This window comes from Aeromonas sp. R7-4 (assembly GCF_040908055.1).
GTDB lineage: Bacteria > Pseudomonadota > Gammaproteobacteria > Enterobacterales > Aeromonadaceae > Aeromonas > Aeromonas sanarellii.
In genome coordinates, this window is the sequence record NZ_JBFODA010000048.1 from 1 (window position 1) to 19,904 (window position 19,904).

At 57.2% G+C, this 19,904-nt stretch carries 18 protein-coding genes and 1 tRNA gene; all 19 read left to right on the top strand.

Translation table 11 applies throughout. The features are described 5' to 3' along the window. On the top strand, positions 1-960 hold a 960-nt coding region (tuf, locus tag AB5Y72_RS12890; RefSeq protein ID WP_368199059.1), incomplete at its 5' end, for an elongation factor Tu. A gap of 52 nt (positions 961-1,012) precedes the next feature. Next, positions 1,013-1,089 (top strand) — tRNA-Trp (locus tag AB5Y72_RS12895). Positions 1,090-1,149: 60 nt separating this feature from the next. Then, the gene (secE, locus tag AB5Y72_RS12900) at positions 1,150-1,521 is read left to right on the top strand and encodes a preprotein translocase subunit SecE (protein WP_010675960.1); all 372 of its coding nucleotides are present in this window, start codon (positions 1,150-1,152) and stop codon (positions 1,519-1,521) included. Positions 1,522-1,530: 9 nt separating this feature from the next. Beyond that, on the top strand, positions 1,531-2,082 hold the full coding sequence (gene nusG / locus AB5Y72_RS12905) for a transcription termination/antitermination protein NusG (RefSeq protein WP_010675959.1): 552 nt from the start codon (positions 1,531-1,533) through the stop codon (positions 2,080-2,082). A gap of 134 nt (positions 2,083-2,216) precedes the next feature. Then, positions 2,217-2,645: a 50S ribosomal protein L11 gene (gene rplK, locus AB5Y72_RS12910; RefSeq protein WP_005306313.1), complete on the top strand. Its 429-nt coding sequence runs from the start codon at positions 2,217-2,219 to the stop codon at positions 2,643-2,645. 4 nt (positions 2,646-2,649) lie between these two features. Continuing rightward, the gene (rplA, locus tag AB5Y72_RS12915) at positions 2,650-3,351 is read left to right on the top strand and encodes a 50S ribosomal protein L1 (protein ID WP_010675958.1); all 702 of its coding nucleotides are present in this window, start codon (positions 2,650-2,652) and stop codon (positions 3,349-3,351) included. A gap of 256 nt (positions 3,352-3,607) precedes the next feature. After that, on the top strand, positions 3,608-4,108 hold the full coding sequence (gene rplJ / locus AB5Y72_RS12920; RefSeq protein ID WP_005339895.1) for a 50S ribosomal protein L10: 501 nt from the start codon (positions 3,608-3,610) through the stop codon (positions 4,106-4,108). Between the two features lie 51 nt (positions 4,109-4,159). Beyond that, entirely contained in the window at positions 4,160-4,525 is a 366-nt protein-coding gene (gene rplL, locus AB5Y72_RS12925) for a 50S ribosomal protein L7/L12 (protein ID WP_010675957.1), read from the top strand. Between the two features lie 222 nt (positions 4,526-4,747). After that, a complete protein-coding gene (gene rpoB, locus AB5Y72_RS12930) occupies positions 4,748-8,776 on the top strand; it encodes a DNA-directed RNA polymerase subunit beta (RefSeq protein WP_043808756.1) in 4,029 nt (1,342 codons plus the stop codon). 91 nt (positions 8,777-8,867) lie between these two features. After that, positions 8,868-13,172, top strand: coding sequence for a DNA-directed RNA polymerase subunit beta' (gene rpoC, locus AB5Y72_RS12935; RefSeq protein WP_042074468.1), 4,305 nt, complete (start codon positions 8,868-8,870; stop codon positions 13,170-13,172). A 196-nt stretch (positions 13,173-13,368) separates the two neighbouring features. After that, on the top strand, positions 13,369-14,085 hold the full coding sequence (locus AB5Y72_RS12940; protein WP_042074464.1) for a transcriptional regulator: 717 nt from the start codon (positions 13,369-13,371) through the stop codon (positions 14,083-14,085). Between the two features lie 26 nt (positions 14,086-14,111). Next, positions 14,112-14,492: a RidA family protein gene (locus AB5Y72_RS12945; RefSeq protein WP_042074462.1), complete on the top strand. Its 381-nt coding sequence runs from the start codon at positions 14,112-14,114 to the stop codon at positions 14,490-14,492. 86 nt (positions 14,493-14,578) lie between these two features. Beyond that, positions 14,579-14,971, top strand: a complete 393-nt coding sequence (gene tusD / locus AB5Y72_RS12950) for a sulfurtransferase complex subunit TusD (protein WP_209795069.1) — start codon at positions 14,579-14,581, stop codon at positions 14,969-14,971. Positions 14,972-14,979: 8 nt separating this feature from the next. Then, on the top strand, positions 14,980-15,336 hold the full coding sequence (gene tusC, locus AB5Y72_RS12955) for a sulfurtransferase complex subunit TusC (RefSeq protein ID WP_325782816.1): 357 nt from the start codon (positions 14,980-14,982) through the stop codon (positions 15,334-15,336). Between the two features lie 7 nt (positions 15,337-15,343). After that, on the top strand, positions 15,344-15,622 hold the full coding sequence (gene tusB / locus AB5Y72_RS12960) for a sulfurtransferase complex subunit TusB (RefSeq protein WP_325782817.1): 279 nt from the start codon (positions 15,344-15,346) through the stop codon (positions 15,620-15,622). 182 nt (positions 15,623-15,804) lie between these two features. Then, positions 15,805-16,179 carry a 30S ribosomal protein S12 gene (gene rpsL, locus AB5Y72_RS12965; RefSeq protein WP_026456685.1) on the top strand — a complete coding sequence of 125 codons (375 nt, stop codon included), beginning with the start codon at positions 15,805-15,807 and terminating at the stop codon, positions 16,177-16,179. Between the two features lie 93 nt (positions 16,180-16,272). Continuing rightward, complete coding sequence (rpsG, locus tag AB5Y72_RS12970; protein ID WP_042074449.1) at positions 16,273-16,743, top strand: 30S ribosomal protein S7; 471 nt, start codon at positions 16,273-16,275, stop codon at positions 16,741-16,743. Between the two features lie 75 nt (positions 16,744-16,818). Further along, complete coding sequence (fusA, locus tag AB5Y72_RS12975) at positions 16,819-18,924, top strand: elongation factor G (RefSeq protein ID WP_042074448.1); 2,106 nt, start codon at positions 16,819-16,821, stop codon at positions 18,922-18,924. A 54-nt stretch (positions 18,925-18,978) separates the two neighbouring features. Further along, on the top strand, positions 18,979-19,904 hold a 926-nt coding region (gene tuf, locus AB5Y72_RS12980), incomplete at its 3' end, for an elongation factor Tu (RefSeq protein WP_368198883.1).

The following is a 19,904-nucleotide window of genomic DNA, read 5'->3' on the forward strand; positions in this document are numbered from 1 at the left end:
CACTACGCCCACGTAGATTGCCCGGGTCACGCCGACTACGTTAAAAACATGATCACCGGTGCTGCCCAGATGGACGGCGCGATCCTGGTAGTAGCAGCGACTGACGGCCCGATGCCGCAGACTCGTGAGCACATCCTGCTGGGTCGTCAGGTAGGCGTTCCGTACATCATCGTGTTCATGAACAAGTGCGACATGGTCGATGACGAAGAGCTGCTGGAACTGGTCGAGATGGAAGTTCGCGAACTGCTGTCCGAGTACGATTTCCCGGGTGATGACCTGCCGGTCGTACGTGGTTCCGCACTGAAAGCGCTGGAAGGCGACGCTCAGTGGGAAGAGAAGATCCTGGAACTGGCAAACCACCTGGATACCTACATCCCGGAGCCGGAGCGTGCGATTGACCAGCCGTTCCTGATGCCGATCGAAGACGTCTTCTCCATCGCAGGCCGTGGTACCGTAGTAACCGGTCGTGTAGAGCGCGGTATCGTCAAGGTTGGCGAAGAAGTGGAAATCGTGGGTATCAAAGATACCACCAAGACCACCTGTACCGGTGTTGAAATGTTCCGCAAGCTGCTGGACGAAGGCCGTGCTGGTGAGAACGTTGGCGCGCTGCTGCGTGGCGTGAAGCGTGAAGACGTGGAGCGTGGTCAGGTACTGGCCAAGCCGGGCACCATCAAGCCGCACACCAAGTTCGAATCCGAAGTTTACGTGCTGTCCAAGGAAGAAGGTGGTCGTCACACCCCGTTCTTCAAGGGCTACCGTCCGCAGTTCTACTTCCGTACTACCGACGTGACCGGTACCATCGAACTGCCGGAAGGCGTAGAGATGGTGATGCCGGGCGACAACATCAAGATGGTTGTTACCCTGATTGCGCCGATCGCGATGGACGACGGCCTGCGTTTCGCTATCCGTGAAGGTGGCCGTACCGTAGGTGCTGGTGTTGTAGCCAAAGTTATCGCTTAATCTTGGCTTACATAAATAAAGCAAAGCCCCTATAATAGGGGCTTTCTTATGCAGGGGCGTAGTTCGAATTGGTAGAACAGCGGTCTCCAAAACCGATGGTTGCGGGTTCGAGTCCTGCCGCCCCTGCCATATACCTCGTCTCGTACGGGGCTTTTGTGTCTTTGGTTACGTCAGATACAGGTGGGTTGTATGAGTGTTAGTTCTGAGGGTCAGGGCGGAAGCAAGGATACCCTGCTTTGGGGCCTGGTTTTCATCATCCTGGCGGCCGCTGTAGTGGGCAATTACCTGCTGAGCGACGTTATTGCTGCCGTCCGCGCCCTGGGTGTGGTCGTTGTCATCGCCGCTGCCGGTGCAGTGGCCCTGCAAACCACCAAGGGCAAGGCAACACTGGCTTTTGCTCGTGAGTCTCGCCTGGAAGTCCGCAAGGTCGTATGGCCAACCCGTCAGGAAGCCATTCAGACAACCCTGATAGTGCTGGCGGTGACCGCCGTGATGGGGCTGTTGCTGTTCGTCTTGGACGGTGCCTTGGTCTGGTTGGTCAACCTGATTACCGGTGTGTAAGGATAAGCCATGACTGAACAACGTGAACAGCGTATGAGATGGTATGTGGTGCAGGCGTTTTCCGGCTATGAAGGCCGGGTTGCCAAATCCCTGCGTGAACATATCAAGATGCATGGCATGGAAGAGCTGTTTGGCGAAGTGCTGGTCCCGACCGAAGAAGTGGTCGAGATGCGCGCTGGCCAGAAGCGCAAGAGTGAGCGCAAATTTTTCCCGGGCTACGTCCTGGTTCAGATGGTGATGGATGAGACCACATGGCACCTGGTACGCAATGTACCGCGCGTCATGGGCTTCATCGGCGGCACTTCCGATCGTCCCGCTCCTATCTCCGATAAAGAAGCGGATGCCATCCTCAATCGTCTGCAAGATGCCCACGACAAGCCGCGTCCGAAAACCCTGTTTGAACCGGGTGAGATGGTCCGGGTTGCCGATGGTCCGTTCGCCGACTTCAACGGTACTGTTGAAGAGGTGGACTACGAAAAGAGCCGCGTGAAGGTCTCCGTACTGATCTTCGGCCGCTCAACACCGGTAGAACTGGATTTTGGTCAGGTCGAGAAAGGCTGATTAATCTCTGTACGTTTAACGGTTGTCAGGGGCAGCGATTATCTCTATAATTCGCTGCCCCTTTATTTGTTGGGGAGCCGTTTGCAGGAGCATGTCTCCGAGGCGTTAGAACCCATTTTTGAGGTATTTTTGTAATGGCTAAGAAAGTCACAGCTTATATCAAGCTGCAAGTTAAGGCTGGCAGTGCTAACCCCAGCCCTCCCGTTGGTCCTGCTCTGGGTCAGCACGGTGTGAACATCATGGAATTCTGTAAGGCATTCAACGCCCGTACAGAGAAGCTGGAAAAAGGTTCTCCGACTCCGGTCGTGATCACCGTTTACAGCGACCGTTCCTTCACCTTCGAAACCAAGACTCCGCCCGCTTCCTTCCTGCTGAAGAAAGCCGCTGGTATCCAGTCTGGTTCCGCCAAGCCGAACAAAGACAAGGTTGGTAAGGTGACTGTGGCTCAGCTGCAAGAAATCGCCAAGACCAAAGAGCCGGATATGACTGGTGCCGATCTGGATGCAAAAGTACGTTGCATCGCCGGTTCCGCTCGTTCCATGGGCCTGGTAGTGGAGGAGTAAGACAATGGCTAAACTGTCCAAGCGTATGCGCGTTATTCGCGAAAAAGTTGACGGTACCAAAGAGTACTCCATCAACGAAGCCATTGCCCTGCTGAAAGAACTGGCTACTGCCAAGTTCGTTGAAAGCGTTGACGTTGCCGTTAACCTGGGTATCGATGCTCGTAAATCTGACCAGAACGTACGTGGTGCAACTGTACTGCCGCACGGTACCGGTCGTGACATCCGTGTCGCCGTGTTCACCCAGGGTGCCAACGCCGAAGCCGCCAAGGCTGCCGGTGCTGAACTGGTTGGTATGGATGATCTGGCCGAGCTGGTCAAGAAAGGCGAGATGAACTTCGACGTCGTGATCGCATCCCCGGATGCCATGCGCGTTGTTGGTCAACTGGGCCAGATCCTGGGCCCGCGCGGCCTGATGCCGAACCCGAAGGTTGGTACCGTGACTCCGAACGTAGCCGAAGCCGTCAAGAACGCCAAGGCTGGTCAGGTTCGTTACCGTAACGACAAGAACGGTATCATTCACACCACCCTGGGCAAGGTCTCTTTCAACGAAGTTCAGCTGAAAGAAAACCTCGAAGCATTGCTGGTTGCCTTGAAGAAGGCCAAGCCGTCCTCCGCCAAGGGTGTATTCATCAAGAAAGTCAGCATCTCCACCACCATGGGTGCCGGTGTTGCCGTAGACCAAGCTTCCCTGGAAGCGCAGGCCTAATTGATGGGTTTTACAAGGCGCAAAATTTAATCTATAATTTTGCGCCTTGATTGGTTGGGGGTTTCGACCTCCGTCCAAGACCGCAGGAGGCCGCAGGGCCTTAATTCTTCCTGCGTAGACGGTGCCGGAAACCCAGCGAGAAAGATTCTTTCTCTTCTGGAATCCTGCTACCGCATCGTTCCCCTCTGTTGTAAAGGTAGGGGGGATGTGTCAGTACTGGGTCAACAGACCCGGATTCAATCCAGGAGTTAAGCCAATGGCATTGGGACTCGAAGACAAAAAGGCAATTGTTGCTGAAGTCAACGAAGCTGCCAAAGGCGCTCTTTCTGCAGTTGTAGCCGATTCTCGCGGCGTCACTGTAGACAAGATGACCGTCCTGCGTAAGACCGCTCGTGAAGCTGGTGTGTATATGCGCGTTGTGCGTAACACCCTGCTGCGTCGCGCGGTAGAAGGTACCGAATACGAGTGCCTGAACGACGCATTTACCGGTCCTACCTTGATTGCTTTCTCCAACGAACACCCGGGCGCTGCCGCTCGTCTGTTCAAAGAGTTTGCCAAAGCGAACCAAAAGTTCGAAATCAAGGCTGGCGCTTTTAACGGTGAGTTTATCGCCGCAGCACAAATTGATCGTCTGGCCACGCTGCCGACCTACGAAGAAGCAATTGCGAAGTTGATGGCTACCATGAAGGAAGCCTCTGCTGGCAAGCTGGTTCGTACTATCGCGGCTGTTCGCGACCAGAAACAAGCTGCTGCTTGATTCTCGCCTATCTAGGCTGTTTGAGTTTATTCAACATCAGGAATTTTTGTCATGTCTATCACTAAAGACCAAATCATCGAAGCCGTTGCTTCCATGTCCGTAATGGAAGTTGTTGAGCTGATCGAAGCTATGGAAGAGAAGTTCGGTGTTTCTGCCGCTGCTGCCGTCATGGCCGGCCCGGCTGCTGCTGAAGCAGTAGAAGAGAAGACCGAGTTCGACGTAGTTCTGACTGCTGCTGGCGCCAACAAAGTTGCCGTCATCAAGGCCGTTCGTGGCGCTACCGGTCTGGGCCTGAAAGAAGCCAAGGACCTGGTAGAAGCTGCTCCGACCAATCTGAAAGAAGCCGTGTCCAAGGACGAAGCTGAAGCTCTGAAGAAAGAGCTGGAAGCTGCCGGTGCTTCTGTTGAGATCAAATAATCTGCATTTATGTAGATTAGCCTGATAAAACAGGCTAGGGCTGGTGAATGTTTGTTCACCAGCCTTTTTGCGCTGTAGACTGAGAGCATTTCACACCGTTTACGACTCTCGGTGCACCAGCAATCCGGACCGCTTCATCGTTCGGGCCAACACAAAACGGTGTTGAGACAGAGCTGTCCCGCGGGACAGAGTGGGTCACTTATCAGCGAGCTGAGGAACCCTATGGTTTACTCTTATACCGAAAAAAAACGCATTCGTAAGGACTTCGGTAAGCGAGACCAGGTACTGGACACGCCTTATCTGTTGTCCATTCAGCTGGACTCCTTCAAGCAGTTCATCGAGGCCGACCCGGAAGGTGAATATGGCCTAGAGGCCGCTTTCCGTAGCGTTTTCCCGATCACCAGTTACTCCGGTAGTGCTGAGCTTCAGTATGTCAGCTATCGCCTGGGTGAGCCGGTATTTGACGTAAAAGAATGCCAGATCCGTGGAGTGACCTACTCCGCGCCGCTGCGTGTCAAGCTTCGTATGGTTCTGTACGACCGTGAAGCAGCTGCCGGCACCGTCAAAGATATCAAGGAACAAGAAGTATACATGGGCGAAATTCCGCTCATGACCGAAAACGGCACCTTTGTCATCAATGGTACCGAGCGGGTTATCGTCTCCCAGCTGCACCGCAGCCCGGGCGTCTTCTTCGACCACGATAAAGGCAAAACACATTCATCCGGTAAGGTACTGTATAACGCCCGCGTTATCCCCTACCGTGGCTCCTGGCTGGACTTCGAGTTCGATGCGAAAGACAACCTGTTTGTCCGTATCGACCGTCGTCGCAAACTGCCGGCCTCCATTATTCTGCGCGCCCTGGACTTCAGCTCCGAAGAAATCCTGGCCACCTTCTTCGAGACCATAGGTTTCGAGGTCAAGGATGGCAAGTTGATGATGGATCTGGTGCCCGAGCGCCTGCGTGGCGAAACCGCGACCTTCGACATCATTGCCAATGGCGCCGTGGTGGTCGAGACCGGTCGTCGTGTCACCGCGCGTCACATCCGCCAGCTGGAAAAAGACGGCATCACCCAAATCGAGGTGCCGGTCGAGTATGTTGTTGGCAAAGTTGCTGCCAAAAACTACGCGCACCCGCAGACTGGTGAAATGGTTGTCACTGCCAACCAGGCCCTGAGCCTGGAAGCGGTAGCCAACCTGTCCCAAGCCGGCTTCAAGCACTTCGAGGTTCTGTTCACCAACGAACTGGACCACGGTGCCTACATGTCCGAGACCCTGCGTATCGACTCCAGCTCCAGCCGCCTGGAAGCCCTGGTCGAGATCTATCGCATGATGCGTCCGGGCGAGCCGCCCACTCGCGAAGCGGCCGAACAGCTGTTCGAGAACCTGTTCTTCTCTTCCGAGCGTTACGACCTGTCTACCGTGGGTCGGATGAAGTTCAACCGCCGTCTGGGTCGTGAAGACGAGACCGGCGTCGGCGTGCTGACCAAGGACGACATCGTCGAGGTCATGAAGCGTCTGATCGACATCCGTAACGGCAACGACGAAGTGGACGATATCGACCACCTGGGCAACCGTCGCATCCGTTCCGTCGGCGAAATGGCCGAGAACCAGTTCCGCGTCGGTCTGGTGCGTGTCGAGCGTGCGGTGAAGGAACGCCTGTCTCTGGGCGATCTGGACACCCTGATGCCGCAGGATCTGATCAACGCCAAGCCGATCTCCGCCGCGGTCAAAGAGTTCTTCGGTTCCAGCCAGCTGTCCCAGTTCATGGACCAGAACAACCCGCTGTCCGAAGTGACCCACAAGCGCCGTATCTCCGCGCTGGGCCCGGGCGGTCTGACCCGTGAGCGTGCCGGCTTCGAAGTTCGAGACGTACACCCGACCCACTACGGCCGTCTGTGCCCCATCGAAACGCCGGAAGGTCCGAACATCGGTCTGATCAACTCGCTGTCCGTGTACTCCCGCACCAACGAGTACGGTTTCCTCGAGACCCCGTACCGCAAGGTGATCGACGGTGTGATCACCGACGAAGTGGACTACCTGTCCGCGATCGAAGAAGGCAAGTACGTGATCGCCCAGGCCAACGCCGCGACCACCGAAGATGGCCGTCTGAAAGATGAGCTGATCCCGTGCCGTCACAAGGGTGAATCCACCTTTATGAACGCTGACCAGATCCAGTATATGGACGTGAGCCCGCAACAGATCGTCTCTGTGGCAGCGGCCCTGATCCCCTTCCTGGAGCACGATGATGCTAACCGAGCCCTGATGGGTTCGAACATGCAACGTCAGGCCGTACCGACCCTGCGCGCCGACAAGCCGCTGGTAGGTACCGGTATGGAACGCGCCGTGGCCGTCGACTCCGGTGTAACCGTGGTGGCCAAGCGTGGTGGCATGATCGACTACGTCGATGCCTCCCGTATCGTTATCAAGGTCAACGAAGATGAGCTGCTGCCTGGCGAAGCCGGCATCGACATCTACAACCTGACCAAGTACACCCGTTCCAACCAGAATACCTGTATCAACCAGCGTCCGTGCGTGATGTTGGGCGAGCCGGTGATGGCGGGCGACGTGCTGGCTGACGGCCCGTCCACCGACCTGGGTGAACTGGCGCTGGGCCAGAACCTGCGCGTCGCGTTCATGCCGTGGAACGGTTACAACTTCGAAGACTCGATCCTGGTGAACGAACGCGTGGTTCAGGAAGATCGCCTGACTACCATCCACATCCAGGAACTGGCCTGTATCTCCCGCGACACCAAGCTGGGTCCGGAAGAGATCACTGCCGACATCCCGAACGTGGGTGAAGCCGCGCTGTCCAAGCTGGACGAGTCCGGTATCGTCTACGTGGGTGCGGAAGTGAAGGGCGGCGACATCCTGGTCGGCAAGGTGACCCCGAAGGGCGAAACCCAGCTGACCCCGGAAGAGAAGCTGCTGCGCGCCATCTTTGGCGAGAAGGCGTCCGACGTGAAGGACTCCTCCCTGCGCGTACCGAACGGTGTGTACGGTACCGTGGTTGACGTGCAAGTCTTTACCCGCGATGGCGTGGAAAAAGACAAGCGCGCCAAAGAAATCGAAGAGATGCAGCTGAAGGAAGCGAAGAAGGACTTGACCGAAGAGTTCAAGATCCTGGAAGACGGCATTTTCGGCCGCTCCCGCAACCTGCTGCTGGCCGCCGGCTACAGCGAAGATCGTCTGAACAAGCTCGAGCGTTCCAAGTGGTTTGAACTGGCCATCGAAGATGAAGCCAAGCAAATCGAACTGGAGCAGATCGCTGAACAGCACGTTGAGCTGAAGGCCGAGTTTGACAAGAAGTTCGAGAACAAGCGTCGCAAGATCATCCAGGGTGACGATCTGGCGCCGGGCGTACTGAAAATCGTCAAGGTTTATCTGGCAGTCAAGCGTCGCATCCAGCCGGGTGACAAGATGGCGGGCCGTCACGGTAACAAGGGTGTTATCTCCAAGATCTGCCCGGTCGAGGACATGCCCCATGACGAATACGGCCGTCCGGTCGACATCGTACTGAACCCGCTGGGCGTACCGTCTCGTATGAACATCGGTCAGATCCTCGAAGTGCACCTGGGCCTCGCGGCCAAGGGCATCGGCGAGAAGATCGACCGCATGATCAAAGAGCAGCGCGAGCTGCACGAGATGCGCGAGTTCCTGCAGCAGGTCTATGACCTGGGCGAGAAGGACTCCCAGCAAGTGAACATTGCCGAGCTGTCCGACGACGACGTGCGTACCCTGGTGGGTAACCTGCGTAAGGGTCTGCCGGTGGCTACACCTGTCTTTGATGGCGCCAAAGAGCGTGAAATCAAGGCCTTGCTGAAGCTGGCCGACCTGCCGGAATCCGGTCAGATCTCCCTGTTCGACGGTCGTACCGGTAACGCCTTCGAGCGTAAGGTCACCGTGGGTTACATGTACATGCTGAAGCTGAACCACCTGGTAGACGACAAGATGCACGCGCGTTCTACCGGTTCCTACAGCCTGGTTACCCAGCAGCCGCTGGGTGGTAAGGCGCAGTTCGGTGGTCAGCGGTTCGGTGAGATGGAAGTGTGGGCCCTGGAGGCTTACGGTGCGGCATATACCCTGCAGGAAATGCTGACCGTCAAGTCTGACGATGTGAACGGCCGTACCAAGATGTACAAGAACATCGTGGATGGCGACCACCGTATGGAGCCGGGCATGCCCGAATCCTTCAACGTATTGCTGAAGGAAATCCGCTCTCTGGGTATCAACATCGAGCTGGACGAAGAGTAAGAGCTCGCTCTTATTGTTCGAGAATTGACGTGGGCGTCCCGCTGTTTCGGCAGCTGGGGCGCCGAGGTTAGACTCCTGACAGGGGAAACACGTGAAAGACTTACTCAAGTTTTTGAAGGCTCAGACCAAGACCGAAGAGTTTGACAGTATCAAGATCGGTCTGGCCTCTCCTGACATGATCCGCTCCTGGTCATTCGGTGAGGTCAAAAAGCCTGAGACCATCAACTACCGGACTTTCAAGCCGGAGCGTGATGGTCTGTTCTGCGCCCGTATCTTCGGACCGGTGAAGGACTACGAGTGTCTGTGCGGCAAGTACAAGCGCCTGAAACACCGTGGTGTGATCTGTGAGAAGTGCGGCGTAGAAGTGACCCAGACCAAGGTCCGTCGCGAGCGCATGGGCCACATCGAGCTGGCCAGCCCGACTGCCCACATCTGGTTCCTGAAGTCCCTGCCGTCCCGTATCGGTCTGCTGCTGGACATGACCCTGCGTGACATCGAGCGCGTGCTGTATTTCGAATCCTATGTGGTGATCGAACCCGGCATGACCAACCTCGAGCGCAGCCAGATGCTGTCCGAAGAGAACTATCTGGACGCACTGGAAGAGTGGGGCGACGAATTCGACGCCAAGATGGGTGCCGAGGCCATTCTGGCCCTGCTGCGTGCCATCGATCTGGAAGGCGAAGTCAAAGCCATGCGTGAGGAGCTGGATCAGACCAACTCCGAGACCAAGCGCAAGAAGACCACCAAGCGTCTGAAGCTGATGGAAGCCTTCCTGCAGTCCGGCAACAAGCCGGAGTGGATGATCATGACAGTGCTGCCCGTGCTGCCGCCGGACCTGCGTCCGCTGGTACCGCTGGACGGCGGCCGTTTCGCGACCTCCGATCTGAACGATCTATACCGTCGCGTGATCAACCGTAACAACCGTCTGAAGCGTCTGCTGGACCTGGCGGCTCCGGACATCATCGTGCGCAACGAAAAGCGCATGCTGCAAGAGTCCGTGGATGCCCTGCTGGACAACGGCCGTCGTGGTCGTGCCATTACCGGTTCCAACAAGCGCCCGCTGAAATCCCTGGCCGACATGATCAAGGGTAAGCAAGGTCGTTTCCGTCAGAACCTGCTGGGTAAACGTGTCGACTACTCCGGTCGTTCCGTTATCACCGTAGGTCCGACCCTGCGTCTGCATCAGTGCGGTCTGCCGAAGAAGATGGCGCTGGAGCTGTTCAAGCCCTTCATCTATGGCAAGCTGGAATCCCGCGGTCTGGCGACCACCATCAAGGCCGCCAAGAAGATGGTGGAGCGCGAGGAAGCCGTCGTTTGGGACATCCTGGACGAAGTGATCCGCGAACACCCGGTGCTGCTGAACCGTGCACCGACCCTGCACCGTCTGGGTATCCAGGCGTTTGAACCGACCCTGATCGAAGGCAAGGCCATCCAGTTGCACCCGCTCGTCTGTGCCGCCTATAACGCGGACTTCGACGGTGACCAGATGGCGGTCCACGTACCGCTGACCCTGGAAGCCCAGCTGGAAGCGCGCGCCCTGATGATGTCCACCAACAACATCCTGTCGCCCGCCTCCGGTGAGCCGATCATCGTTCCTTCCCAGGACGTGGTCTTGGGTCTGTACTACATGACCCGTGCCCGTATCAACGCCAAGGGCGAAGGTATGGTGCTGTCCGGTCCGAAAGAGGCCGAGAAGGTCTACCGTGCCGGTCTGGCCGACCTGCACGCACGCGTCAAGTGCCGCATCACCGAGTACGTGAAGAACGAAGCCGGTGAGCTGGTTGCCAAGACCGAGATGAAGAACACCACCGTTGGTCGTGCGATCCTGAGCCTGATCCTGCCCAAAGGCATGGAATACGCGCTGATCGACGAGCCCAAGGTACTGACTGCTGCAGAGCAGGCTGACCTAGACGCCAACCCGCAGAACTGGATCAAGTGCGTCTCCAACAAGGCGCTGGGCAAGAAGCTCATCTCCCGTCTGCTGAACACCTGCTATCGCAAGCAGGGCCTGAAGGACACCGTCATCTTCGCTGACCAGCTGATGTATACCGGTTTCCACTACGCGGCCCTGTCCGGTGCGTCCGTTGGTATCGATGACATGGTCATCCCGGATGCCAAGAAAGACATCATCGCCGCCGCTGAAGCCGAAGTCGCCGAGATCCAGGACCAGTTCCTGTCCGGTCTGGTGACCGCGGGCGAGCGCTACAACAAGGTTATCGATATCTGGGCCAGCGCGAACGATCGCGTCTCCAAGGCCATGATGGACAACCTTTCCAAGGAACGTAACGTCAACTCCCTGGGCGATGAGGAAGAGCAGGCCTCCTTCAACAGCATCTTCATGATGGCCGACTCCGGTGCGCGGGGTTCCGCCGCCCAGATCCGTCAGCTGGCCGGTATGCGTGGCCTGATGGCGAAGCCGGATGGTTCCATCATCGAAACGCCGATCGTGGCGAACTTCCGTGAAGGTCTGAACGTACTGCAGTACTTCATCTCCACTCACGGTGCTCGTAAGGGTCTGGCGGATACCGCACTGAAGACTGCGAACTCCGGTTACCTGACCCGTCGTCTGGTTGACGTGGCCCAGGACATGGTGATCACCGAGGACGATTGCGGCACTACCGACGGTCTGTGGATGACTCCGCTGATCGAGGGTGGCGACGTGGTCGAGCCGCTGCGTGAGCGCGTGCTGGGTCGTGTGGTGGCCGAGGACGTCATCAAGCCGGGTACCGAGGATGAAGTGCTGGTAGCGCGCAACACCCTGCTCGACGAGCAGCTGTGTGACCTGCTGGAGCGCAACTCCGTCGACCGCGTGAAGGTACGTTCCGCCATCACCTGTGAGACCGACTTCGGCAACTGTGCTCACTGCTACGGCCGTGATCTGGCCCGTGGTCACCTGGTTAACAAGGGTGAGGCTGTCGGTGTTATCGCCGCCCAGTCCATCGGTGAGCCGGGTACCCAGCTGACGATGCGTACCTTCCACATCGGTGGTGCCGCATCCCGAGCGGCTGCCGAGAGCAGCATCCAGGTGAAGAACACCGGTAGTATCAAGCTGCAGAACGCCAAGTTCGTTCTGAACAACTCTGACAAGCTGGTTATCACCTCCCGTTCTACCGAGCTGACCATCATGGATGAGATGGGCCGTACCAAGGAAAGCCACAAGCTGCCTTACGGTTCCGTCCTGGAAGTGAAGGATGGCCAGGCCGTGAGCGCCGGTGATACCGTCGCGAACTGGGACCCGCACACCCACCCGATCATCACCGAAGTGGCGGGTCGTCTGCACTTCGAACACATGATCGATGGCGTGACCATCACTCGTCAGACCGACGAGCTGACCGGTCTCTCCTCCATCGTCGTGCTGGACGTCAACGAGCGTCCGAGCGCCGGTAAAGAGATGCGTCCGACCGTGAAACTGGTCGACCTGAACGGCAAGGATGTGATGATCCCGGGCACCGACGTTCCCGCCCAGTACTTCCTGCCGGGCAAGGCGATCGTGAACCTGGAAGATGGCGCCAACGTGGGCGTGGGTGACGCTGTTGCGCGTATCCCGCAAGAGTCCAGTGGTACCAAGGACATCACCGGTGGTCTGCCGCGCGTTGCGGATCTGTTCGAAGCTCGTCAGCCGAAAGAGCCGGCCATCCTGGCCGAGATCTCCGGCACCATCTCCTTCGGGAAAGAGACCAAGGGCAAGCGCCGCCTGGTCATCACCCCGACCGACGGTGGCGAGATCTACGAAGAGATGATTCCGAAGTGGCGTCACCTCAACGTGTTCGAAGGTGAAAAAGTTGAGAAGGGTGAAGTCCTGGCGGACGGTCCTGAGTCTGCTCACGACATCCTGCGTCTGCGCGGTATCAGCCCGGTCGCCAACTACATCGCGAACGAAGTGCAGGACGTTTACCGTCTGCAGGGCGTTAAGATCAACGACAAGCACATCGAAGTCATCGTGCGTCAGATGCTGCGCAAGTGCGAGATCCTGAGCGCCGGCGACACCGACCTGATCGAAGGCGAGCAGGTTGAAGTGGCCCGTGTGAAGATTGCCAACCGTAAACTGGTTGCCGAAGGCAAGACCCCGGCTACCTACCGTCACATCCTGATGGGTATTACCAAGGCATCTCTGAGCACCGAGTCCTTCATCTCCGCGGCTTCCTTCCAGGAAACCACCCGGGTTCTGACCGAAGCGGCCGTTGGCGGCAAGCGCGACGAACTGCGTGGCCTGAAAGAGAACGTGATCGTGGGTCGTCTGATCCCGGCGGGTACCGGCTTTGCCTACCACCACAGCCGGATCAACCAGCGTGCCGCCGCAGCCCGTGCTGTCGGTGTACCGCAGGTGACTGCCGATGAGGCTCAGCAAAATCTGGCGGATCTGCTCAACGCAGCCGGCAGCTTTGACGAAGAGTAATCTTCCGCTGCCGTGACCGAAAAGGGCCCCTTCAAGGGGCCCTTTTTTCGTTCAGCCCCCGGCCGCCAGCCTGCACCGGGCTGGGGCAGGGGATGATCCAGTGCAAGGTTATAGAGCAAAAAATCAAAAAAAGTTGACATTGATCCCTCGCAATTGAAAACTCGGGAAAGTTGAATGGGTATTACAGGGGTAGAACATGGCTGTCGGTATCGAGGAAGTACTGCTTCCCGAAGAGCAACTGAGCGGTCGCGCTTTTACAGACGAAGACAGGGAATTGTTGCGTTCATATGGGGGCCTCATCGATGGCCTGGCCGATCTGTTCGGCAAGCACTGCGAGGTGGTGCTCCACTCCCTGGAAAATCTGCATGAGTCCGTGATCCAAATCGCGAATGGTTTCAATACGGGTCGTACTCTGGGGGCGCCGATCACCGATCTCGCCCTGCGCATGCTCAAGGACATCGAGAGCACGGGTCAGGATCACACCCAGAGTTATTTTGCCCGCAGCCGGACCGGTGCCCTGATGAAATCGAGCACCATCGCCATCCGCAACCGCGACAAGCAGGTGATCGGTCTTATCTGCATCAACCTGCACATCAATGCGCCCTTCCACGAGTTCGTGGCCGAGTTCTTCCCGACCCCGCAGCAGGTGGAGCGCCAATCGCCGGAGACCTTCGCCAACAGCGTCGAGGAGCTGGTTGCCCAGACGGTGGACAACACCATCGACGAGATCAACCGTGATCCCTCCGTGGCCAACAACGCGAAGAACCGTTTTATCGTGACCCAGTTGTTCGAGAAGGGCATATTTGATATCAAGGACTCGATCAACCTGGTCGCCGACAAGCTGAATATTTCTAAACATACCGTGTATCTCTACATCCGACAGCGCAAGCAGGGTGAAGAAGAGAGCGAGTAAGCGCCATAGATAGGGGATAGATAACAATGGCTAAAGAAGTGATTGCAACCGACAAGGCGCCAGCCGCAATTGGCCCTTATGTTCAGGCGACCAAGCTGGGTGAGCTGGTGTTCACCTCAGGGCAGATCCCGCTCGATCCTGCCACCATGGACATAGTCGCCGGTGGCATCGAAGCTCAGGCCGAACAGGTGATGAAGAATCTGGTTGCAGTATTGAAGGCCGCAGGGGCGGATACCAGCAAGGTGCTGAAGACCACCTGCTTCCTCAGCGACATGAACAACTTCGTGGCCTTCAACCAGGTGTATGCACGCTACTTCGGGGAGTCCGCTCCCGCACGCTCCTGCGTGGAAGTGGCGCGCCTGCCCAAGGACGTCCTGGTCGAAGTGGAAGCCATTGCTCATCTCTGAGCCTCTGTATTGGCAGAAGCCCCTCCCAGGAGGGGCTTTTTCGTCTTTGAGGTAGAATGGTTGCATACCCTTGCAGGAGTCCGGACATGAGTCTGAATTTTGCGCTGCTGGTCACCGGGCCCGCCTATGGTACCCAGACGGCCAGCACTGCCTATCGTTTTGCCCTGAGCCTGGTCGAGCAGGGGCACCGTTTGTCCCATCTGTTTTTCTATCAGGATGGGGTTCACAACGGCAACGGTCTGCATGCCCCGGCCAGCGATGAGACCGATCTGGTTGCGCTGTGGCGTGAATTGGCGCTGGCACAAGGCATCGCCATCGATGTGTGCGTGGCTGCGGCGATGCGACGTGGGGTGATCGACGAGACGGAGGCGAAGAGTGCAGGCAAATCCCAGTTCAATCTGCAGGTGCCGTTTCGCCTGAGCGGCCTGGGCCAGTTGGCCGAGGCCAGCCTGACTGCCGATCGCTTCGTCCAGTTCTAGGGGGAGACATGAGCAAGATAGCTTTTATCTGTCGCCGTGGTCCTCACGGTACGGCGAGCGGTCGGGAGGGGCTGGATGCCCTGCTGGCGACCTCGGCCCTGACAGAGTCTCTGGCCCTCTTCCTGATGGGAGACGGCGTATTGCAGCTGGTGAAGGAGCAGTCGCCCCAGGCGACACTGCAGCGTCACTACGCCCCGACCTTCAAGATGCTGGAACTGTATGACATCGAGGAGGTCTACGTCTGCGCGGTGTCGCTGGCCGAGCGCGGGCTGACGGTGGCGGATCTGCTGATCCCCGTGACCCTGCTGTCTCCCACGGAGATCCGCCGTTCCTGGGACGATTTCACCACCCACATCTGCTTCTGAGGTGCCCATGATACAGATGGTATTGAACTCTCCCTTCCTGACTCAGGATCTCGAGCAGGCGCTGCGCTATCGTCGGGAAGAGGATCTGATGGTGCTGATGCAGGACGCCGTGGTGGCCACGGTGGCGCCGTCGTGGCGTGAACGGCTGGCTGGCATTCCGCTCTATGTCATGGTGGAAGACTTGCAGGCGAGGGGATTGTCATCCGGGATCGGGATGGAACTCGACATGCCCGGTTTGATCAGCCTGATCGCCGAACATGGATCGCCGCAGACCTGGGCCAGCTAGTTTGTATTTTCACGATATAACTCAGGTGCTTAGCATAATGGTAACGGACTGCCATTTGCCATTTCGGTGCACAAATTGTATAAATCTTGACTCCCCAGACAACAGGGCATAAAATTTCGCGTCCCCGTATCTGCGGGGAGGATTTTTCACACGTTTATGAAGTCATTATCAGGAGCCTTTTGATGGCAACTATTAACCAGTTGGTTCGCAAGCCACGCACCAAGCTCGTTGTGAAAAGCAACGTGCCGGCGTTGGAAGCGTGCCCTCAGAAGCGTGGCGTATGCACCCGTGTATACACCACCACCCCGAAGAAGCCTAACTCTGCACTGCGTAAAGTATGCCGTGTACGTCTGACCAACGGCTTCGAAGTCACCTCCTATATCGGTGGTGAAGGTCACAACCTGCAGGAACACTCCGTTGTTCTGATCCGTGGCGGTCGTGTAAAGGACTTGCCAGGTGTTCGTTATCACACCGTTCGTGGTGCGTTGGACTGTGCCGGTGTTAAAGACCGTAAGCAGGCTCGCTCCAAGTACGGCGTGAAGCGTCCGAAAGCTTAATGGTTCTCCGTTAAGTAAGGCCAAACGTTAATTCGTTTCTAGTTAGATAACTTTCTAGTTTTGGGTAACCCCTGAAGTTACGGAGAATTTGAAATGCCAAGACGTCGTGTTGTTGGTCAGCGTAAAATCCTGCCGGATCCCAAGTTCGGATCTGAGCTGCTGGCTAAATTTGTCAACGTAGTAATGGTTGACGGTAAGAAATCTGTTGCAGAAGCCATCGTATATGGCGCCCTGGACATCATTGCCACCAAATCTGGCAAAGAGCACCTGGCCCTGTTCGAAGTCGCTCTGGACAACATTCGTCCGGCGGTCGAGGTTAAATCTCGTCGCGTCGGTGGTGCAACCTATCAGGTGCCGGTAGAAGTTCGTCCGGTACGTCGCAACGCCCTGGCGATGCGCTGGTTGGTTGATGCCGCTCGTAAACGTGGTGAAAAATCAATGGCTCAGCGTTTGGCTGGCGAGCTGCTGGATGCCGCTGAGAATAAGGGTTCGTCTGTCAAGAAACGTGAAGACGTTCACCGTATGGCTGAAGCGAACAAGGCCTTCGCTCACTTCCGCTGGTAATCCGCTTGCGCAGGGTCTTATGGCTCTGCGCACCTTTAATTATCTGGGGACAAGTGCCCTAGTAAGAGGATGACAATGGCTCGTACAACCCCCATTGAGCGTTATCGTAACATCGGTATCTCCGCTCACATCGACGCCGGTAAGACTACTACTACCGAACGCGTCCTGTTTTACACCGGCGTAAGTCACAAGATCGGTGAAGTTCACGATGGCGCCGCCACCATGGACTGGATGGAACAGGAACAAGAGCGTGGTATCACCATCACCTCCGCCGCGACCACCGCTTTCTGGTCCGGTATGGGTAAACAGTTCCAACCGCACCGTATCAACATCATCGATACCCCGGGCCACGTTGACTTTACTATCGAAGTAGAGCGCTCCATGCGTGTTCTGGATGGCGCCGTGATGGTGTACTGTGCCGTAGGTGGCGTACAGCCCCAGTCTGAGACCGTATGGCGTCAGGCTAACAAGTACAAGGTTCCCCGTATCGCGTTCGTCAACAAGATGGACCGTACCGGTGCCAACTTCCTGCGCTGCGTTGAGCACATCAAGACCCGTCTGAAAGGCAACCCGGTTCCGCTGCAACTGAACATCGGTTCAGAAGAGAACTTCAAGGGTGTTATCGACCTGGTCAAGATGAAAGCCATCAACTGGAGCGAAGCCGACCAGGGCGTTTCCTTCGACTACGAAGACGTGCCGGCCGAGCTGCTGGAACAAGCGCAAGAAATGCGCATGAACCTGGTTGAAGCCGCTGCCGAAGCGTCTGAAGACCTGATGGAAAAATACCTGGGTGGTGAAGAGCTGACCGAAGAAGAGATCAAGAAGGCTCTTCGTCAACGCGTTCTGAACAACGAAATCATCCTGGTTACCTGTGGCTCCGCGTTCAAGAACAAGGGCGTACAGGCCATGCTGGATGCCGTGGTCGAGTACCTGCCGGCGCCGACCGACGTTGCTGCTATCGACGGTCTGAAGCTGGACGGCGAGACCAAGGACGAGCGTCACGCTTCCGATGACGAGCCGTTCTCCGCTCTGGCGTTCAAGATTGCTACCGACCCGTTCGTGGGCAACCTGACCTTCTTCCGCGTTTACTCCGGTGTGGTTAACTCCGGTGACTCCGTGCTGAACTCCGTCAAAGAGAAGCGCGAGCGTTTTGGCCGTATCGTTCAGATGCACGCCAACAAGCGTGAAGAGATCAAAGAAGTTCGTGCGGGCGACATCGCCGCAGCCATCGGTCTGAAGGACGTCACCACCGGTGACACCCTGTGTGACGAGAACGCCCCGATCATCCTGGAGCGTATGGAATTCCCGGAACCGGTAATCTCCATTGCCGTTGAGCCGAAATCCAAGGCTGACCAGGAGAAGATGGGTCTGGCTCTGGGCCGTCTGGCTCAGGAAGATCCGTCCTTCCGTGTATGGACCGACGAAGAATCTGGCCAAACCATCATCGCCGGTATGGGTGAGCTGCACCTGGACATCATCGTTGACCGTATGCGTCGCGAGTTCAAGGTAGAAGCGAACGTAGGTAAGCCGCAGGTTGCCTACCGTGAAACCATCCGCACCACCGTCAAGGACATCGAAGGCAAGCATGCCAAGCAGTCCGGTGGTCGTGGTCAGTACGGTCACGTCGTTATCGACATGTACCCGCTGGAAGAAGGCAAAGCCTACGAATTCGTCAACGACATCAAGGGTGGCGTGATTCCGGGCGAATTCATTCCGGGCGTCGACAAGGGTATCCGCGAGCAGCTGAAGTCCGGCCCGCTGGCAGGTTATCCGGTAATGGATCTGGGCGTGCGTCTGCACTTCGGTTCCTATCACGATGTCGACTCTTCCGAACTGGCGTTCAAGATCGCTGCTTCCCTCGCGTTCAAGGCTGGCTTCATGAAGGCCAACCCGGTTCTGCTCGAGCCGATCATGAAGGTCGAAGTCGAGACTCCGGAAGACTACATGGGCGACGTGATCGGTGACCTGAACCGTCGTCGCGGCCTGATCGAAGGCATGGAAGATGGCCCGTCCGGCAAGATCGTACGTGCTCTGGTGCCGCTGGCCGAGATGTTCGGTTACGCCACCTCCCTGCGTTCTGCTACCCAGGGTCGCGCTTCCTACGCCATGGAATTCGCCAAGTATCACGATGCCCCGACCAACGTCGCCCAGGCCGTGATCGAAGAGCGCAAATCCAAGTAATTTAAGATTCCCCGCCTACGACGGTAGGCGGGTTTAACCTAGAAGGACTACGTCGTGTCTAAAGAAAAATTTGAGCGTAATAAACCGCACGTAAACGTCGGCACCATCGGCCACGTTGACCACGGTAAAACCACCCTGACCGCTGCCATCACCAACGTGCTGGCCAAGCACTTCGGTGGTAAAGCTTTCGCCTTCGACCAGATCGACAAGGCACCGGAAGAGCGTGAGCGTGGTATCACCATCAACACCTCCCACGTAGAATACGACACCGCTACCCGCCACTACGCCCACGTAGATTGCCCGGGTCACGCCGACTACGTTAAAAACATGATCACCGGTGCTGCCCAGATGGACGGCGCGATCCTGGTAGTAGCAGCGACTGACGGCCCGATGCCGCAGACTCGTGAGCACATCCTGCTGGGTCGTCAGGTAGGCGTTCCGTACATCATCGTGTTCATGAACAAGTGCGACATGGTCGATGACGAAGAGCTGCTGGAACTGGTCGAGATGGAAGTTCGCGAACTGCTGTCCGAGTACGATTTCCCGGGTGATGACCTGCCGGTCGTACGTGGTTCCGCACTGAAAGCGCTGGAAGGCGACGCTCAGTGGGAAGAGAAGATCCTGGAACTGGCAAACCACCTGGATACCTACATCCCGGAGCCGGAGCGTGCGATTGACCAGCCGTTCCTGATGCCGATCGAAGACGTCTTCTCCATCGCAGGCCGTGGTACCGTAGTAACCGGTCGTGTAGAGCGCGGTATCGTCAAGGTTGGCGAAGAAGTGGAAATCGTGGGTATCAAAGATACCACCAAGACCACCTGTACCGGTGTTGAAATGTTCCGCAAGCTGCTGGACGAAGGCCGTGCTGGTGAGAACGTTGGCGCGCTGCTGCGTGGCGTGAAGCGTGAAGACGTGGAGCGTGGTCAGGTACTGGCCAAGCCGGGCACCATCAAGCCGCACACCAAGTTCGAATCCGAAGT

Excerpts from the sequence above, each read along its gene's own strand:
- secE (WP_010675960.1), top strand. The coding sequence starts at position 1,150 with ATGAGTGTTAGTTCTGAGGGTCAGGGCGGAAGCAAGGATACCCTGCTT.
- nusG (WP_010675959.1), top strand. The coding sequence starts at position 1,531 with ATGACTGAACAACGTGAACAGCGTATGAGATGGTATGTGGTGCAGGCG.
- rplK (WP_005306313.1), top strand. The coding sequence starts at position 2,217 with ATGGCTAAGAAAGTCACAGCTTATATCAAGCTGCAAGTTAAGGCTGGC.
- rplA (WP_010675958.1), top strand. The coding sequence starts at position 2,650 with ATGGCTAAACTGTCCAAGCGTATGCGCGTTATTCGCGAAAAAGTTGAC.
- rplJ (WP_005339895.1), top strand. The coding sequence starts at position 3,608 with ATGGCATTGGGACTCGAAGACAAAAAGGCAATTGTTGCTGAAGTCAAC.
- rplL (WP_010675957.1), top strand. The coding sequence starts at position 4,160 with ATGTCTATCACTAAAGACCAAATCATCGAAGCCGTTGCTTCCATGTCC.
- rpoB (WP_043808756.1), top strand. The coding sequence starts at position 4,748 with ATGGTTTACTCTTATACCGAAAAAAAACGCATTCGTAAGGACTTCGGT.
- AB5Y72_RS12940 (WP_042074464.1), top strand. The coding sequence starts at position 13,369 with ATGGCTGTCGGTATCGAGGAAGTACTGCTTCCCGAAGAGCAACTGAGC.
- AB5Y72_RS12945 (WP_042074462.1), top strand. The coding sequence starts at position 14,112 with ATGGCTAAAGAAGTGATTGCAACCGACAAGGCGCCAGCCGCAATTGGC.
- tusD (WP_209795069.1), top strand. The coding sequence starts at position 14,579 with ATGAGTCTGAATTTTGCGCTGCTGGTCACCGGGCCCGCCTATGGTACC.
- tusC (WP_325782816.1), top strand. The coding sequence starts at position 14,980 with ATGAGCAAGATAGCTTTTATCTGTCGCCGTGGTCCTCACGGTACGGCG.
- tusB (WP_325782817.1), top strand. The coding sequence starts at position 15,344 with ATGATACAGATGGTATTGAACTCTCCCTTCCTGACTCAGGATCTCGAG.
- rpsL (WP_026456685.1), top strand. The coding sequence starts at position 15,805 with ATGGCAACTATTAACCAGTTGGTTCGCAAGCCACGCACCAAGCTCGTT.
- rpsG (WP_042074449.1), top strand. The coding sequence starts at position 16,273 with ATGCCAAGACGTCGTGTTGTTGGTCAGCGTAAAATCCTGCCGGATCCC.
- fusA (WP_042074448.1), top strand. The coding sequence starts at position 16,819 with ATGGCTCGTACAACCCCCATTGAGCGTTATCGTAACATCGGTATCTCC.